The sequence below is a fragment of the Salibaculum griseiflavum genome (genome assembly GCF_003129565.1).
GTDB classification, from domain to species: domain Bacteria; phylum Pseudomonadota; class Alphaproteobacteria; order Rhodobacterales; family Rhodobacteraceae; genus Salibaculum; species Salibaculum griseiflavum.
The window spans coordinates 44,230-61,082 of sequence record NZ_QETF01000014.1; the positions used below are offsets into that span (position 1 = coordinate 44,230).

General features: G+C 64.9%; 14 protein-coding genes and 1 tRNA gene. 9 read left to right on the forward strand and 6 right to left on the reverse strand.

Going from position 1 to position 16,853, the window contains the following annotated elements; genetic code table 11:
• Nucleotides 1-98: 98 nt before the first annotated feature.
• The 5 genes from DFK10_RS12075 to pdxH form a co-directional block, all read right to left on the reverse strand.
• Nucleotides 99-3,764 (reverse strand): vitamin B12-dependent ribonucleotide reductase, encoded by a 3,666-nt coding sequence (locus DFK10_RS12075; protein WP_109389288.1) that lies wholly within the window; start codon nucleotides 3,762-3,764, stop codon nucleotides 99-101.
• Between the two features lie 528 nt (nucleotides 3,765-4,292).
• Nucleotides 4,293-4,369: transfer RNA gene (locus DFK10_RS12080), tRNA-Pro, on the reverse strand.
• 45 nt (nucleotides 4,370-4,414) lie between these two features.
• Nucleotides 4,415-4,915, reverse strand: coding sequence for a DUF192 domain-containing protein (locus tag DFK10_RS12085; RefSeq protein WP_109389289.1), 501 nt, complete (start codon nucleotides 4,913-4,915; stop codon nucleotides 4,415-4,417).
• Nucleotides 4,879-5,418 (reverse strand): cold-shock protein, encoded by a 540-nt coding sequence (locus DFK10_RS12090; RefSeq protein ID WP_109389290.1) that lies wholly within the window; start codon nucleotides 5,416-5,418, stop codon nucleotides 4,879-4,881. Before DFK10_RS12090 ends, DFK10_RS12085 begins: the two co-directional genes overlap by 37 nt.
• 142 nt (nucleotides 5,419-5,560) lie before the next feature.
• Nucleotides 5,561-6,163, reverse strand: a complete 603-nt coding sequence (pdxH, locus tag DFK10_RS12095) for a pyridoxamine 5'-phosphate oxidase (RefSeq protein WP_109389291.1) — start codon at nucleotides 6,161-6,163, stop codon at nucleotides 5,561-5,563.
• Between the two features lie 156 nt (nucleotides 6,164-6,319).
• Between pdxH and fabI the strand changes: the two genes are divergently transcribed.
• The 7 genes from fabI to DFK10_RS12130 all read left to right on the forward strand — a co-directional run bounded on the left by fabI (nucleotide 6,320) and on the right by DFK10_RS12130 (nucleotide 13,617).
• Complete coding sequence (gene fabI / locus DFK10_RS12100; RefSeq protein ID WP_109389292.1) at nucleotides 6,320-7,126, forward strand: enoyl-ACP reductase FabI; 807 nt, start codon at nucleotides 6,320-6,322, stop codon at nucleotides 7,124-7,126.
• Nucleotides 7,127-7,131: 5 nt separating this feature from the next.
• On the forward strand, nucleotides 7,132-7,653 hold the full coding sequence (gene gpt, locus DFK10_RS12105; protein ID WP_109389293.1) for a xanthine phosphoribosyltransferase: 522 nt from the start codon (nucleotides 7,132-7,134) through the stop codon (nucleotides 7,651-7,653).
• Complete coding sequence (locus DFK10_RS12110) at nucleotides 7,653-8,834, forward strand: aminotransferase (protein ID WP_109389294.1); 1,182 nt, start codon at nucleotides 7,653-7,655, stop codon at nucleotides 8,832-8,834. Before gpt ends, DFK10_RS12110 begins: the two co-directional genes overlap by 1 nt.
• A gap of 69 nt (nucleotides 8,835-8,903) precedes the next feature.
• The gene (locus DFK10_RS12115; RefSeq protein ID WP_109389295.1) at nucleotides 8,904-10,751 is read left to right on the forward strand and encodes a peptidyl-prolyl cis-trans isomerase; all 1,848 of its coding nucleotides are present in this window, start codon (nucleotides 8,904-8,906) and stop codon (nucleotides 10,749-10,751) included.
• A 3-nt stretch (nucleotides 10,752-10,754) separates the two neighbouring features.
• Nucleotides 10,755-12,266: an anthranilate synthase component I gene (trpE, locus tag DFK10_RS12120; protein WP_109389296.1), complete on the forward strand. Its 1,512-nt coding sequence runs from the start codon at nucleotides 10,755-10,757 to the stop codon at nucleotides 12,264-12,266.
• 63 nt (nucleotides 12,267-12,329) lie between these two features.
• Entirely contained in the window at nucleotides 12,330-13,088 is a 759-nt protein-coding gene (locus tag DFK10_RS12125; protein ID WP_217810146.1) for a lysozyme inhibitor LprI family protein, read from the forward strand.
• 10 nt (nucleotides 13,089-13,098) lie between these two features.
• On the forward strand, nucleotides 13,099-13,617 hold the full coding sequence (locus DFK10_RS12130; RefSeq protein WP_109389298.1) for a hypothetical protein: 519 nt from the start codon (nucleotides 13,099-13,101) through the stop codon (nucleotides 13,615-13,617).
• A gap of 6 nt (nucleotides 13,618-13,623) precedes the next feature.
• Here DFK10_RS12130 and DFK10_RS12135 read toward each other — a convergent pair whose 3' ends face one another.
• Nucleotides 13,624-15,075 carry a divergent polysaccharide deacetylase family protein gene (locus DFK10_RS12135; RefSeq protein ID WP_217810147.1) on the reverse strand — a complete coding sequence of 484 codons (1,452 nt, stop codon included), beginning with the start codon at nucleotides 15,073-15,075 and terminating at the stop codon, nucleotides 13,624-13,626.
• 181 nt (nucleotides 15,076-15,256) lie between these two features.
• Here DFK10_RS12135 and DFK10_RS12140 point away from each other — a divergent pair, with 181 nt between their 5' ends.
• Together DFK10_RS12140 and trpD are read left to right on the forward strand one after the other, a co-directional pair.
• Complete coding sequence (locus DFK10_RS12140; protein WP_109389300.1) at nucleotides 15,257-15,838, forward strand: anthranilate synthase component II; 582 nt, start codon at nucleotides 15,257-15,259, stop codon at nucleotides 15,836-15,838.
• Nucleotides 15,835-16,851 (forward strand): anthranilate phosphoribosyltransferase, encoded by a 1,017-nt coding sequence (gene trpD / locus DFK10_RS12145; RefSeq protein WP_109389301.1) that lies wholly within the window; start codon nucleotides 15,835-15,837, stop codon nucleotides 16,849-16,851. Before DFK10_RS12140 ends, trpD begins: the two co-directional genes overlap by 4 nt.
• Nucleotides 16,852-16,853 lie beyond the last annotated feature (2 nt).

Below are 16,853 nucleotides of genomic sequence, written 5' to 3' on the forward strand. Positions count from 1 at the left end.
CTGGACGTCGGCGGCACGAGCGCACCCGCGCCGGACCCCTTTGGAACGCCGTGACGTTCCGGCGTGGCGGCCCCAATGGGACCGTCACCCCCTGTTTCTCAGCTACACCCGCTGGTCGCGCCGCAGGTGTTGCATTTCATGCAGGTGCCGTTGCGCACCAGGGTGTAGTTACCGCAATCGCCGCACGCTTCGCCTTCGTAGCCCTGCATCTTGGCCTTGTCGCGGGCAGACAGCGCCGAGACCGAGGCCGATCCGGTCGTCGCCTGGGCCATGCCGCCGCCCTTGGCCACCGCCGGCACCAGGGTTTCCAGCGCCGCCTGCGGATCCTCGGCGCCGTTCAGCGCCACCGCTCCGGCCCCGCCTTGCAGCACCACCAGGTCCTGCGGCACGCGCTTGCGCAGGTAGCCGGTCGAGCTGATCTGCTTGAGCACTTCAAGGCTACGCGAGGCCGCGCTTTCCGACATTTCCTTGATATTGGACACGCCCTCTTCCTCGCCGCGGCCGAGATCGTCAAAACTCGCACCTTCGGGCTTCACATGGGCCAGGTCGGTGCGGTCCAGGTAGGACACGGCCAGCTCGCGGAAGATGTAGTCGAGGATCGAGGTCGCGTTCTTGATGCTGTCATTGCCCTGCACCATGCCCGCCGGTTCGAACTTGGTGAAGGTGAAGGCATCCACGAACTCCTCCAGCGGCACGCCGTATTGCAGGCCCACGGACACGGCGATGGCGAAGTTGTTCATCATCGCACGGAAGCCGGCGCCTTCCTTGTGCATGTCGATGAAGATTTCGCCCAGGGACCCGTCGGCATATTCGCCGGTCCGCAGGTAGACCTTGTGGCCGCCCACAACCGCCTTCTGGGTATAGCCCTTGCGGCGCTCGGGCATCTTTTCGCGGTGGTTGCGGACCAGTTCCTTGACCACGACCTTCTCGATCACCTTCTCGGCCAGCACCTTGGCCTTTTCCTGGGTCGAGCCGCTTTCCAGCACCTCCTGCGCCTCTTCGTCATCCTCGACAAGGGCGGCCGCCAGCGGCTGGCTCAGCTTGGAACCGTCGCGGTAGAGCGCGTTGGCCTTCACACCCATGGACCAGCTGCGCTCATAGGCGGCCTGGCAATCCTCGATCGTGGCGTCGTTGGGCATGTTGATCGTCTTGGAGATCGCGCCCGAGATGAAGCTCTGCGCCGCGGCCATCATGTCGATATGGCTGTTCACGGACAGGAAGCGCTTGCCCTTCTTGCCGCAGGGATTGGCGCAGTCGAAGACGTGGTAGTGCTCTTCCTTCAGGAAGGGCGCGCCTTCCAGCGTCATCGTCCCGCAGACATGGTCATTGGCGGCGTCGATATCGGCCTTGTTGAAGCCCAGATGCGACAGCAGGTCGAAGGTGGGGTCGTTCAGCTTCTCGGCGGGAATGCCGAGGGTCTTCTTGCAGAACTCCTCGCCCAGGGTCCACTGGTTGAAGACGAAGCGGATGTCGAAGGCACTGGGCAGGGCCGCCTCGACCTTCTCGATCTCGGCCTCTCCGAAACCGTGGCCGATCAGCGCCGTGTGGTTGATGCCGGGCGCGTTGCCCAGGGTGGCGTGACCCACGGCATAGCTGACGATCTCCTCGATCTCGGCGGCGCCATAGCCCAGCTTTTCCAGCGCGGCGGGCACCGACCGGTTGATGATCTTGAAATAACCGCCGCCGGCGAGCTTCTTGAACTTCACCAGGGCAAAGTCCGGCTCGATCCCGGTGGTGTCGCAATCCATGACCAGGCCGATCGTGCCGGTGGGGGCGATGACGGTGGCCTGTGCGTTGCGGTAACCGTTCTTCTCGCCAAGCCTAAGCGCCTCGTCCCAGGACGACATGGCCAGATCGACCAGGCGGCGGTCCGGGCAGTTGGCGTGATCCAGCGGCACCGGCTTGACCGCCAGCGACTCGTAGCCTTCCGAGGCGCCATAGGCCGCGTTGCGGTGGTTGCGCATGACGCGCAGCATGTGGTCACGGTTCTTGCCGTATTTGGCGAAGGCGCCCAGCTCGCCCGCAATCTCGGCGCTGGTGGCGTAGGACACGCCGGTCATGATCGCCGTCAGGGCGCCGGCCAGGGCGCGGCCCTCGTCGCTGTCATAGCCCAGCCCCATGTTCATCAGCAGGCCGCCGATATTGGCATAGCCAAGGCCCAGCGTGCGGAAATCATAGGACAGCTGCGCGATTTCCTTGGACGGGAACTGCGCCATCATGACCGAGATTTCCAGCGTCAGGGTCCACAGCCGGGTAGCGTGCATGTACTCCTCGGCCTGGAACTGCCCATCCTTGTAGAAGGTCAGCAGGTTCATCGAGGCCAGGTTGCACGCCGTGTCGTCGAGGAACATGTATTCCGAACAGGGGTTGGAGCCGCGGATCGCGCCGTCCTCGGGGCAGGTGTGCCAGGCGTTCACGGTGTCGTGGAACTGGATGCCCGGATCGGCACAGGCCCAGGCCGCGTGGCCGACCTTTTCCCACAGATCACGCGCTTTCACGGTCTTGGCGACCTTGCCGTCGGTGCGGTTGATCAGCTCCCAGTCGCCATCGTCGCGCACGGCCTTCAGGAAGGCCTCGGTGACACGGATCGAATTGTTGGAGTTCTGGCCGGAAACCGAGTTATAGGCCTCGCTGTCCCAATCCGTATCGTAGGTCGGGAACTCGATGCTGTCATAGCCCTGCTTTGCATAATCCAACACGCGTTTGATGTATGTCTCCGGAATTGCCACTTTCTTGGCCTCCCGAATTGCACTTTTCAAACCTTCGTTGGCTTTCGGGTCGTAGGCATCCTCGACCGTGCCGTCCCAGGCCTTGATGGCTGAGAAGATGCCGTTGAGCTTCTCTTCGTGCATCTTGGACCCGGCCACGATGCTGGCGACCTTCTGTTCCTCCAGCACTTTCCAGTCGATGAATTCCTCGATGTCGGGGTGGTCGGCATCGACGATCACCATCTTGGCGGCCCGGCGGGTGGTGCCGCCGGATTTGATCGCCCCGGCGGCGCGGTCGCCGATCTTGAGGAAGCCCATCAAGCCGCTGGACTTGCCGCCACCAGACAGCGCCTCGCCCGCGGCGCGCAGGTGGCTGAAATTGGTGCCGGTGCCCGAACCATACTTGAACAGCCGCGCCTCACGCACCCAGAGGTCCATGATCCCGCCATCGTTGACCAGATCGTCGGAACAGCCCTGGATGAAGCAGGCATGCGGCTGGGGGTGTTCATAGGCACTCTTGGATTTGACCAGCTTGCCGGTCTTGTAATCCACGTAGTGATGCCCCTGGCTGGGCCCGTCGATCCCATAGGCCCAGTGCAGGCCGGTGTTGAACCATTGCGGAGAATTCGGTGCGGCGCGCTGGGTGGCCAGCATGTAACGCATCTCGTCGAAATAGGCGCGGGCGTCCTCTTCGGTGGTGAAATAGCCACCCTTCCAGCCCCAATAGGCCCAGGCACCGGCCAGCCGGTCGAAAACCTGCTTGGCGCTGGTCTCACCGATGATCTCGGCGCCGGTCTCGGCCTCGGAGCGCCAAAGGAATTCCGGCACGTCCTTTTCCTCGACCTTGCGCAGCTTGCTGGGCACACCGGCCTTGCGGAAATATTTCTGAGCGATCACGTCGCTGGCGACCTGGCTCCAGCTGGCCGGAATCTCGCATTCCTCCAGCTTGAAGACGATGGTGCCGTCCGGGTTGCGGATTTCCGATGTGGTCGTCTTGAACTCGATATCCGCATAAGCGTCCTGGCCTGCCTTGGTGAAGCTGCGTTCGATCTTCATGTGTCCCTGTGCCTCTAAATTCATGGTCGTCGTTGCGACCGCCCCTAACCCTGTGAACCCGAAGGTCCCGCGATTGCCACCACAGCCGGCAGAAGGGAAAAGACCACCTTCGGGACCCCGCAATATGGGGCCACGTTCATGGAGCGATCGAAATCGCGCTCCTGAGGTCGCTGGGTGTCCGTCCCTGCCGTTCTGCCACTATATCTTGTGTGCTGTCGTCCGGCTTGCACAAGTTGGCAAAACTACACCTAGTGGGTCAACGAGTTTTTTACGCTAAATTTGCGATTTTGTGGCTTGACCGGGATGGTCCTGTGACCGCCCGCGATTCCTCCACCCGGTTATGCACAGAATGGTTAACGCAGCGTCAGCCGGATTTTGGACTTATCCACAGCCATCTAGGCCCGAGAGCTCAGAAATCACCTGAACCGGGCAAAGTCGCCCCGCCCGATTCTCTCGCTGATCCCGGCCTGTCGCAAAGATGTCGCGCCCGGCATGGCGATGATCATTTTTCATGCTGCGCGGTAATGGTGGTCGGGGCGGCGAGATTCGAACTCACGACCCCCTGTACCCAAAACAGGTGCGCTACCAGACTGCGCCACGCCCCGGACCACGGCGCCCCGTCTACTGTCCGGCGCGCCGCTTGAAAAGACCTAATCGTCAGGACAGGGCCAGGCGGCATTCGACCCGACGGATGGATGCTGCATCACGTCGCCCGGCGCGATCCCCAGCCGGTCGGCCAGCCCGCCGTTGATTTCCAGAACAAACTGCACCGCATCGCCACCGGGGATAGGCGTTTCATCGAGCGGCTGCGCCATCGCGTGCACGCGGGTCAGCGTGCCGGTCTCGTCGAAAAACAGCATGTCGAGCGGGATCAGCGTGTTGCGCATCCAGAACGAGGCGGATCGCGGGCTGGGATAGACGAAGAGCATGCCGGTCATGATCGGCATCTGCTCGACGAACATCAGGCCGCGGGCCTGTTCCGCTGGGCTGTCGGCGACCTCGACTGAAAAACGCGCCTGTCCCCAGTCACCACGGATCGCGACGGCGCTGTCGACACAGCGCGCATGCAAGGTGGCAGGAAAGAACGTCAGAAGACCCAGCACGCAGGCCTTGATCAGTCGTCTCCAGCCAGGTGCAGACCGGCTTCCCATGGCAGAACCTCCGTCGCCATGAGGCCGCGCGTCCCTTCGACGGTCTTGATCCCAATGGCTTCGCCCGGAAGCAAATCAGCAAGCCCAGACCGGCGCAAGACCTCGATATGCACGAAGACGTCATCCTCGACACCGAAGATATTGGCGAAGCCGAAGCCCTTGACCTTGTCGAACCATTTGACCCGCGCGGGCTGCATCGGCGCGGCGGCGAGCTCTTCGGCACTCATCTCGGCGAAGTCGGACAGTCCGCCGCCGATCACGGCTTCGGACACCTGGATGTCCAGCACCTCGGCGGCTTGCAGGCCACGCTCGGTCTGGTGCACCACCAGTTCGATCTCGGCGCCATCGGCAACCGAACTCTGGCCGAAATTCCGCAGCACATTTGCATGCAGAAGGATATCCGGGCCGCCCTCGTCGGCAACCACGAATCCGAAGCCCTTGCCTGGGTCGAACCACTTCACATGGCCCCGGCGAATTTCGCCACTGCTCTTGTCTTCACTCATTGCTTTATCCCTGACCCGCCGGACCCCTCTTCCGCGGGCAACTACGACCTGACCTGCCTGCTAGCAGGACCAGTTTCAACCCTAATCTTTAGTGTAACTCTTTACGTTACGCGAAATGATTCCGATGATTTTTCGCGATACATCAGGGGCTAAGCCTTTGAACTTGCCAAGTATTATCTGACTGCAATTGCCACAGAAAACGATCATGCAGTCGAAAGGCCCCGTCTGCCCAAAACTCGATTTGCACAGGTGCAATACGATACCCGCCCCAGAACGGCGGCCGTTCCGGATCCGTGCCTTTCTCGGCCGTGATGCGCGCCACCTCGGCCATCAGCCGGGTGCGCGACGACAGCGGCTGCGACTGGTGCGAGGCCCAGGCGCCAAGCCGGCTCTTGAGGCTGCGGCTGCGGTAATAGGCATCGGCCTGTTCACCCTCTTCGCGGGTGACGGTGCCGCGCACCCGGATCTGGCGGCGCAGGCTCTTCCAATGCATGACGAAGCCCGCCATGCCGTTCGCCTCGATCTCCTGGGCCTTCGCGCTGCCGTAATTGGTATAGAAGACAAAGGCCGCGTCCTCGATATCCTTCAGCAGCACCATGCGCACATTCGGCAAGCCTTCGGGATCGACGGTCGCCAGCGCGATTGCGTTGGGATCGTTGGGTTCACTCTGTTCGGCCTCGGCCAGCCAGCGCCGGGCGATGACGAACGGATCATCCCCTTCGAATATGCCGCTGCGGTCGCTCATCTGAGGCTCCTGTCCGGATGGATTGGGAAGACCGGGCAATACCGCCTTCCTGAGTGAAACTGTAGGTCAAATGACGCAATGTCAAACGCGTCTTGATGCGTTGTATCGCTTGGCTTACACCAAGCAAAACCATGGCCGGGACGGCAGGAGAAAAAGATGTCTTCCAATTTGATGCAGGGAAAACGCGGGCTTATCATGGGCCTGGCCAACGACAAGTCCATTGCCTGGGGCATCGCGCGGGCGCTTGCCGATGCCGGCGCGGAGCTGGCATTTTCCTACCAGGGCGAAGCGCTCAAGAAGCGGGTCGGGCCACTTGCCGAGCAATTGGGATCGAATATCGTCCTGCCTTGCGACGTGGCCGACGAGGCTAGCATCGACGCCCTTTTCGACGGGCTGAAAGAGCATTGGGACAGCCTTGATTTCGTGGTCCATGCCATTGGCTTTTCCGACAAGAGCGAGTTGCGCGGCCGTTACGTGGACACCAGTCGCGCCAATTTCGCCATGTCGATGGACATTTCCGTGTATTCCTTCACCGCCGTCATGCAGCGTGCCGAGAAAATGATGAACGCGGGCGGCAGCGCCGTGACGCTGACTTACTACGGTGCCGAGCGGGTGATGCCGCATTATAATGTCATGGGCGTGGCCAAGGCCGCGCTCGAGGCCAGCGTGCGCTACATGGCCGAGGATCTTGGCAAGGACGGTATCCGCGTGAATGCCATATCCGCCGGTCCCATCAAGACGCTCGCGGCCAGTGGCATCGGTGATTTCCGCTATATCCTGAAGTGGAACGAGCTGAATTCGCCCCTGCGCAAGAACGTCACCATCGACGAGGTGGGCGGCTCGGCGCTCTACCTTCTGAGTGATCTCAGTGGCGGTGTCACCGGCGAGGTGCATCACGTGGACGCGGGCTATCACGTCGTCGGCATGAAGGCCGTCGATGCCCCGGACATCGAAAAGGGGTAAGCCAGATGATCGACAACCGCCTGCCGCATGAAAAAGGGTTCCATGTCAGCTGGGACCAGTTGCACCGCGACAGCCGGGCGCTGGCCTGGCGGCTGGACGGCAAGGGACCGGATGCGGGCGCATGGCGGTCCGTCGTGGCGATCACCCGCGGCGGCATGGCCCCGGCCATGATCGTGGCGCGCGAACTGGATATCCGCACGGTCGACACGATATCCGTCAAATCCTACCTGTCGGGCGGCGGCAAGGCCGATCAGCGCCGCGAGGCGCAGGTGCTCAAAAGCCCCGATCCCGAGATGATGGGCGATGGCGAGGGCGTGCTGATCGTCGATGACCTTGTCGATACCGGCAAGACCCTGGAGCTTGTGCGCGAGATGTATCCAAAGGCGCATTTCGCAACCGTCTACGCCAAACCCCAGGGCGAGCCGCAGGTCGATACTTTCATCACGGGCGTCAGCCAGGACACCTGGATCTTCTTTCCCTGGGATATGGCGCTGCAATATGTCGAACCCTATCGCGGCAAGGATTGATGCGCTGGCATCCGCGCACCTCTGACACCTTCGCCTCGCCGATTGTCGAGACCCAGGCCTGGATGCGGCAGGTGCCGCTGCCGCCGGATCTTCCATTGATAAACGTGGCGCAGGCCGCGCCCTCCGATCCGCCCCCCGAGGGCCTGCGCCGGGCCATCGCCGAGGCGGCGATGGAGGACACCTCCGCGCATCTATATGGCGACGTCCTCGGCCTGCGCGCCCTGCGCGAGGAAGTGGCACAGCACTGGAGCGCCGCCTACGGGGGCGGTCTCCAAGCGGAAAACGTCGCAATTACAAGCGGTTGCAACCAGGCCTTTGCGGCGGCGATTGCCGGGCTCTGCGGCGAGGGCGACCAGGTCATCCTGCCCTGCCCGTGGTATTTCAACCATGCCATGTGGCTGGACATGATGGGCGTCGAAACCCTGCCGCTGCCCACCGGCGCGGACCTTCTGCCCGACCCGGACCAGGCGGAGGCGCTGATCACCGAACGCAGCCGCGCCATCGTGCTGGTCAGCCCCAACAATCCGGGCGGCGTGGAATACCCGCCCGCCCTGATGCGCGCCTTTTTCGACCTGGCACGGCGGCACGGGCTGAAACTGATCGTGGACGAGACCTATCGCGATTTCGACAGCCGCGACGGCCCGCCCCATGACCTGCTTGCCGATCCCGACTGGGACGACACGCTGATCCAGCTCTATTCTTTCTCCAAGGCCTACCGGCTGACCGGCCACCGGGTCGGCGCGATGATCGCCGCGCCGGGACTGCTGAAGGAGATCGAGAAATTCCTCGATGCGGTCACCATCTGCCCCAACCAGCTGGGCCAGCGCGCCGCCCTGTGGGGGATGCGCAACCTGTCGCAATGGCTGGCCGGCGAGCGGGCCGAGATCCTGGCCCGGCGCGACGCCATCGTTGCAGGGTTTCCGGTGCTGGCCGAACAGGGCTGGCACCTGCGCGGCTGCGGTGCCTATTTCGCCTATGTCGAACACCCCTACCCGGCCTCGTCGCTGGACATCGCACAGCAGATGCTGGCCCGGTCCGGGGTGCTCATCCTGCCGGGGACATTTTTCATGCCCGATGGCGCCGAGGCCGGTCGCCGGGCGTTCCGCGTTGCCTTCGCCAATGTCGACCGGCCCGGTATTTCAACTCTCTTCGAGCGACTGACCGCCTTCCGCCCCGCCTGATCGCTTGCACCGCCTGACGCCCGGCCCTATTGAGGATCGGCAAACACTCTGGAGCAGGCAAAAGGCACCATGGCTGACGGCACCAAGAAAAACCGCCCCTTCGTCTGGATCGTGATCGGCTTGCTGATGTTCGGCATGGTCGGCTTCGGCGCAACCGGCCTGTCGGGCCGGATCAGTTCCATCGGAACGGTCGGCGCGCTCGAAGTGCCCGTCAATGCCTATGCCGCCGAATTGCGCGGCCGTATCCAGGCCGCCTCGGCCCAATCCGGGCAGGCGCTGTCCTTTGCGCAGGCCCGCGAACGCGGCATTCCGGACCAGGCCCTTCAGCAGGTCGTCTCGAACCGCGTTCTCGACAATGAGCTGCACCAGATGGGCATTTCGGTCGGCGACGAAACCGTGCGCCGAGAGGTGGTGACCAACCTGGCTTTCGCGGGGCCCGAAGGGTCCTTTGACCGAGAACAATATCGGGCGCTCCTTCGTGACAACGGGCTGACCGAGCAGGAATACGAGGCCGAGATCCGCGATGACACCAGCCGGGCGCTGTTGCAGCGCGCGGTGATCGCCGGCCTGCCCGCCCCCGACACCCTGGCCCAGACCGTCGCGGCCTATATCGGCGAACAGCGCGATTTCACCTGGGACACGCTGGGGCCCGAAGACCTGCAGGAGCCCCTGCCGGACCCGACCGACGCCGATTTGCGCGCGCAATACGAGGCCAATCCCGCGGCCTACACCGCGCCCGAGACCAAGGTCGTCACCTATGCCTGGCTGACACCGGACATGATCCAGGACAATGTCACCGTGGACGAGGACGAGCTGCGCCAGGCCTACCAGGACCGGATCGACGAATTCATGCAGCCCGAGCGGCGCCTCGTGGAACGGCTGGGATTCGGCACTGCCGAAGCCGCCGAGGACGCGCTGGCGCGGATCGAGGCGGGCGAGACCGATTTCGACGCCCTGGTGGCCGATCGCGGCCTCGACCTCGCCGATATCGATCTGGGCGATGTCACCGAAACCGAGTTGCGTGCCGCCGGACCCGCGGTCTTTGCCGCCGAGCCAGGCGCGGTGGTCGGCCCGTTCGAAAGCCCGGTTGGCCCGGCCCTGTTCCGCATGAACGCGGTTCTGGCCGCGCAGGAGACCTCTTTCGAAGAGGCACGGCCCCTGTTGCGCGAAGATCGCGCCGCGGCCCGTGCCCGCCGGGTGATCGAGGACCAGATCGAACCGGTGACCGACCTGCTGGCCGGGGGCGCGCGGCTTGAGGATCTGGCCGAGCGCACCGACATGGAGCTTGGCCGGATCGACTGGAGCGCCGACGTGCAGGAGGGCATCGCCGCCTATGCGACTTTCCGCGACGTCGTGAGCGCCCTTGAACCCGGCGCCTTCCCCGAATTGCATGAACTCGAAGGTGGCGGGCTGTTCACGCTGCGCGTGGACGAGGTGCGTGCCCCGGAATTGCAGCCCTTCGAGGCGGTGCGTGAACAGGTCGAATCCGATTGGGTGCTGGCCGAAACGCGGCGCCGCCTGTTGGAGCAGGCCCGGCAGATCGCCGACCAGATCGGCCCCGACACCGAGTTCACCGAGCTGGGCCTCGACGGGGCCATCTCCGAAACCGGCCTGACCCGCCGCAGCTTCCTCAACGGGACACCGCCGGGATTCATGGGCCAGGTGTTTGACCTCGACGTTGGCGGAACCGCCGTTGTCGAAGGCTCGGCCAGTGTCCTCATCGTCCGGCTTGATGCCATCACCCCGCCCTCCGAAGAGGACGCGCTTGTCGCTGCCGAAGCCGAGGCTGTGGCCGCACGCGCCGGGCAAGGTATGGCTCTGGACATCTTTTCTGCCTTCAGCGGCGCCGTGCAGGCGGGCACCGATGTCGATATCCGCCAAGAGGCTGTGAACGCGGTCCATGCGAATTTCCAGTAAGACATGACCTTGACCCCTGAATACGACAGCTTCCGCGCCGGCTATGAGGCGGGCGAGAACCAGGTGGTCTATACCCGCCTGGCCGCCGACCTGGACACGCCCGTGTCGCTGATGCTCAAGCTGAACGCGGCCGGAAAGCATGCCTTCCTGCTGGAAAGCGTCACCGGCGGCGAGGTGCGCGGGCGCTATTCGATCATCGGCATGAAGCCCGACCTGATCTGGGAATGCCGCGGCACCGAGGCGCGCATCAATCGCCAGGCCCGCATCGACGAAACTGCCTTCGAGCCGCTTGAGGGGCACCCGCTGGATACGTTCCGCGACGTGCTGGCCGAAAGCCATATCGACCTGCCACCCGACCTGCCGGCGGCCAGTGCCGGTCTGTTCGGCTTCCTGGGCTATGACATGATCCGGCTGGTCGAGCATCTGCCGGACGTGAACCCCGACCCGCTGGGCCTGCCCGACGCGGTGATGCTGCGCCCCTCGGTCGTGGCGGTGCTGGACGGGGTCAAGGGCGACGTGATCCTCGTGGCGCCGGCCTGGGCCAATTCGGGCCTGTCGGCCAAGGCCGCCTATGCGCAGGCCGCCGAACGGGTCATGGATGCCCAACGGGCGCTGGACCGTCCCATGCCCGAACAGGTGCGCACCCTGGGCGAGGCCGAGGCCGAGGGCGAGGCGGTCAGCAATTTCACCCATGAGGGCTACAAGGCCGCCGTGGAAAAGGCCAAGGACTACATCAAGGCCGGTGACATCTTTCAGGTCGTTCCCGCCCAACGCTGGACCCAGAGTTTCCGCGAACCGCCCTTCTCGCTCTACCGCTCGCTGCGGCGCACGAACCCGTCGCCCTTCATGTTCTTCTTCAATTTCGGCGGCTACCAGGTGATCGGCGCCAGCCCCGAAATCCTTGTCCGGGTGATGGATGGCGAGGTCACGATCCGGCCCATCGCCGGCACCCGGCCGCGCGGCGCGACCCCCGAAGAGGACAAGGCCAACGAGGCCGACCTGATGGCGGATCAGAAAGAACTGGCCGAGCACCTGATGCTGCTGGACCTGGGCCGCAACGACGTGGGCCGCGTGGCCAAGATCGGCACGGTGCGCCCGACCGAACAATTCATCGTCGAACGCTATTCCCACGTGATGCATATCGTCTCCAACGTGGTGGGAGAATTGGCCGAGGATCAGGACGCGCTGTCGGCCTTCTTCGCGGGCATGCCCGCGGGCACGGTCTCGGGCGCGCCCAAGGTCCGCGCGATGGAGATCATCGACGAGCTGGAACCCGAAAAGCGCGGCGTCTATGGCGGCGGCGTGGGTTATTTCAGCGCCGGCGGCGACATGGACATGTGCATCGCCCTGCGCACCGCCGTGCTGAAGGGCGAAGACCTCTATATCCAGGCGGGCGGCGGCGTTGTCTATGACAGCGATCCCGAGGCGGAATACATGGAAACCGTCCACAAGTCCGGCGCCATCCGTCGTGCCGCGGCCGAGGCGCATCGATTCACCTCTGGCGGCGGAAACTGAGGCGCCGCCCCGGGTCTGGAATACCGGATTTGCCGGAAACTGGCTGAAAATGCTATTCTGATGGTGTCCGGCACGGATTTCGCCGGACGTTACATATTGGATATCGCCATGCCCCGCAGCATTCTTTCAGCGGTCGCAGGCATTTTCATTGGTATGGCCTTGCCGCTCGCGGCCGAGCCCAGTTTTCCCTGTTCCGGCCAGTTGACCCCGACCGAAACCCGGATTTGCCGTAGCCCTCTGCTGGGGCAGCTCGATCAAAGGATGGCGCGGGCTTTCTACGCGGCCCGGGACCGCGCCAACGGCGCAGACCGCCGCGACCTGATAGATGCGCAGCGCCTCTGGCTACGTTGGCGGGCCACCTGTGGCACGGATGGCGATTGCCTGCGCCGCCGCTACGAGGCGCGGCTCGACGACCTGGCCCGGCCAGACCTTCTCACACTGGAAATCGCAACGCCGGGCAATACCGCGCCCGCTGCCGACCAGGTGGTTGACCGCCGCATCACCGACACCCGCTACGAGGTCGAATACGGCGACGGCACGATCCGCTGGCAATCGCTCGGTGGGGGCAGCATGGGGGTGATCAACCCCGATGGCACCGGCAGCAGGAGCATGTTTTCACAGGCCCCGCCGCCAGAGTTTCCCGGCCTGCCCGGCACATATGCAAGCTGGGGCGACGGGTTGGAAACCAGCCTGCTTGGGATCATCGACCAATTGCTCAGCCCCGCCGACCGTCAGGAATACCGTGCGCTGACCAATGCCAAGCCCTATTCCGTGCGCGTCAACGATCACCTGACCGTCATCCAGTTCCTCACCCGACCCTAGGGAGGCCCCGATGTTGCGCCTTGTCCTGCTTTTCCTGCCCCTGTTTCTGCTGCCACTCGGCCTGTCCGCGCAGGAGGACGGCGACAGCGCCATTCCCGCGATCGAAGAGCTGCTGAACCCGCCGCAATCTGCCCCCGGGGCCAGCGACGATCCTTTCGGTATGGTCCTGCCTACCGGCTTCGAACCCGACGACGCCACGCGCCAGTCGATCCAGACCGCCGTTCGGGGCTTCTATGACTACCGCACCGAGGCGTTCGATCACCGGATGGCGGTTTTTCGCTGGCAGCAGGTGTCGACCCGGATCATCTTTTTCGTTGTGATCGCGGTGGTCGCGGTGGGGCTTTACTTCTCATGGCTCCAATTCCACGCCACCCAGGACAAGTCCAGCATGGGCACCACCAGCATCGAAGCGGGGAAGTCCGGGTTCAAGATCTCGTCCCCGGTGCTGGGGGTCATCATCCTGACGCTGTCGCTGGCCTTCTTCTATCTCTACCTGGTTCACGTCTACCCGGTCAGCGATACGTTCTGAGAGGGCTTATTGTGCCTGCAACACCGCCGATAGCGGCACCTGCGCGACCTGGGCGGCACGCTTGTCGTTGCCCCAGTTCATCAGGGCCGTGATCGTATCGGGGCGCACCCGCCCGATCAGCACGACACCGCTCTGCTGTCGGGCGCGAAAGGCGGCCTGATCGACGAACCGGCGTATCACGCTGGCATCCTGCCCCTCGGCATCGAGATCGCGATAGACCGTGGCGGTCGGCACCCCCTCCTGTTCGGCGACCCGGTCCGCCATGTTCAGCCCGCGACCGACAGAGACGAAGCCGCGCCCGCCATCGGACAGGATGCGCATCAGCTGCCGGGTCGCCTCGCGGTTATTCGACAGTCCCGGCCCGCCCAGGTCCAGGACGGCCACGGTTTCGGTCAGGCTGGCAAAGGTGCCTTCCAGCGCCACCTCGACATCCTGCGGGGTCGCGCCCTCGGGCAGCCGCGCGAGTATCGCCGCCTCGGTCCCCTGGCTGCGATACGCGGCAAGGCGCTCGGCCGCACCGTCAGCCCCGGGGTCGATCGCCACGGTCACCGGGAACGGTAGACCGGCCACCAACGCCGGTCCGGCATCGCCAGCCATCCCGCCCGCGTCGATCAGGATGATCGAGAGAACCGGCAGATTTTCGGGGTTCGGCGCATCGGCGGCATAGGCAACAAGGGCCGGAACCGCCGGGGCGGCCTCGGGCTCGTTCTCGGCTGCGTCCGATTGACCGGGCCGGTTCACCGCAACCCCGGTTTCCCGGTCCTGTAACAGGGTATTGCCGCCCTGCATTTCGAATTGTGGCGAGGCATCCGGGGTTATCCGCGTCCCCGCCCCGGCCAGCTGCGGATCGTCGCCGGCCACTGGCCCAGTGACCTCCTCGACCGGGTCGCCAGCCATGCCGTCATCATCCGGCTCGACGATTTCAACCTCGATCGGCGCGCCATCTGCACCACCGACCTGGGTCTCACCGTCCTCGACCACGACCGGCGCCGGGGGCGTGCCGGGATCGGTGGACAGGACGATATCGCTTTCGGGATCGGGCGTATCCGGTGCGGGCGCCTGCGGATTTGGCAGAACCGGCGCATCGCCGGCGACATCCGGGGCCGCGCCGGTCTCGACGCTGGGGGCGCCCAGGTCACCCTCGACGCTGCTGGCCCGGGGCACCGCCGGCGGGGCGGTATCTGCATCCGGGGCGGCGCGATCCCCGCCATCAAGCTGCGCGGCGCTCTCCACGTCCGGCGCCGGGCCAAGACTGGGTCCCTCCCCTTCGCCCGGCCCGGACACCGAGGGGGCTTCGGACGCGGGCGTATCGCCCGAGGCGGCCTGCGGCGCATCGACCTGAGGCGGGGCCGGTGGCGTGTTGCCCGCCGGCTGTTCGCTCAGCATCGAGGCGGTCCCCAGACCGAGAACCGATACGAATCCGCCCGCCAGAACGCCCGAAAGAAATCCACGTGCCACTGTCCTGCCCCCTTGCCGGCTGTCGCCCGGCCTGTCGTCCATCCTCGTGAACCGGCGCGGCGGCCTTGACGCCGCCCTCCGCTTCGGCCCATCTAGGCGCAACTATACCGCGCCCCGCCCGGGCGATGGTAGCCCCGAATTGGCCTTGCCCCCAAGGCCCTCAGGCGGAGACGGCGAAAACATGCTTCTGCTGATCGATAATTACGACAGTTTCACCTACAACCTCGTGCATTACCTGGGCGAGCTGGGCGCCGAGGTGCAGGTGCACCGCAACGACGCGCTTGACGTGCAGCAGGCGATGGCGCTGAACCCGGCCGGCATCCTGCTGTCCCCGGGCCCCTGCGATCCGGCCCAGGCGGGCATCTGCCTGTCACTGACAAAGGCCGCAGCCGAAACCGGCACGCCGCTCATGGGCGTCTGCCTCGGTCACCAGACCATCGGCGAGGCCTTCGGCGGCAAGGTCGTGCGCTGTCACGAGATCGTCCACGGCAAGATGGGCCGCGTCAGCCATATGGGCAAAGGCGTCTTCGAGGGCATTCCAAGCCCCTTCGAGGCGACCCGCTACCACTCGCTCGTCGTCGAGCGCGACAGCCTGCCCGATTGCCTGGAGATCACCGCCGAACTGGACGATGGCGTGATCATGGGGCTGCAGCACAAGACGTTGCCGATCCACGGCGTGCAGTTCCACCCCGAAAGCATCGCCTCGGAACACGGCCACCGGCTGCTGCAGAACTTCCTCGACCTGATGAAGGTGCCGGCATGAGCGACGCCCTCAAACCCCTGATCGCCGCGGCGGCCGAGGGCCCGCTGAGCCGCGCCCAGGCCGAGCAGGCCTTCGAGATCCTGTTCGAGGGCGACGCTACGCCCAGCCAGATGGGCGGGTTGCTGATGGCCATGCGGACCCGCGGAGAGGTCGTCGACGAATACGCCGCCGCCGCCCATGTGATGCGCGCCAAATGCGTGCCGGTGAAGGCGCCCGAGGGGGCCATGGACATCGTCGGCACAGGCGGCGACGGCAAGGGCACCCTGAACATCTCGACCGCCACGGCCTTCGTCGTTGCGGGCGCTGGTGTGCCCGTGGCCAAGCACGGCAACCGCAACCTCAGTTCGAAGTCCGGGGCCGCCGATGCGCTGGGACAAATGGGCATCGAGGTCATGATCGGGCCCGAGATCGTCGAGAAAGCCATCGCCGAGGCCGGCATCGGCTTCATGATGGCGCCCATGCATCATCCGGCGATCAAGCATGTCATGCCCACCCGGATGGAGCTGGGCACGCGCACCATCTTCAACATCCTCGGCCCGCTGACCAATCCGGCCGGTGTAAAACGCCAGCTGACCGGCGCCTTCAGCCGTGACCTGATCCAGCCCATGGCCCAGACCCTGCAAGCCCTCGGCTCCGAGGCAAGCTGGCTGGTCCATGGCTCGGACGGGACCGATGAGCTGACGATCACCGGCGTCAGCTGGGTCGCCGCGCAATCGGGCGACATGATCACCCTGCGCGAGGTCCACCCCGAGGATGCCGGCCTGCCCACCCACCCGTTCGAGGCCATCCTCGGCGGCACGCCCGGGGAAAATGCGCGCGCCTTCCGCGCCTTGCTGGCTGGCGAGGCCAGCGCCTATCGCGACGCGGTGCTGCTCAATGCCGCCGCCGCGCTGCTCGTGGCCGGCAAGGTCGACAGCCTCAAGCAAGGGGCGGAGCTGGCCCGCGACAGCATCGACAGCGGAGCCGCCCGACGCGCCGTGGACACCCTGGCCCGGATCAGCCACACCGGCTGAGG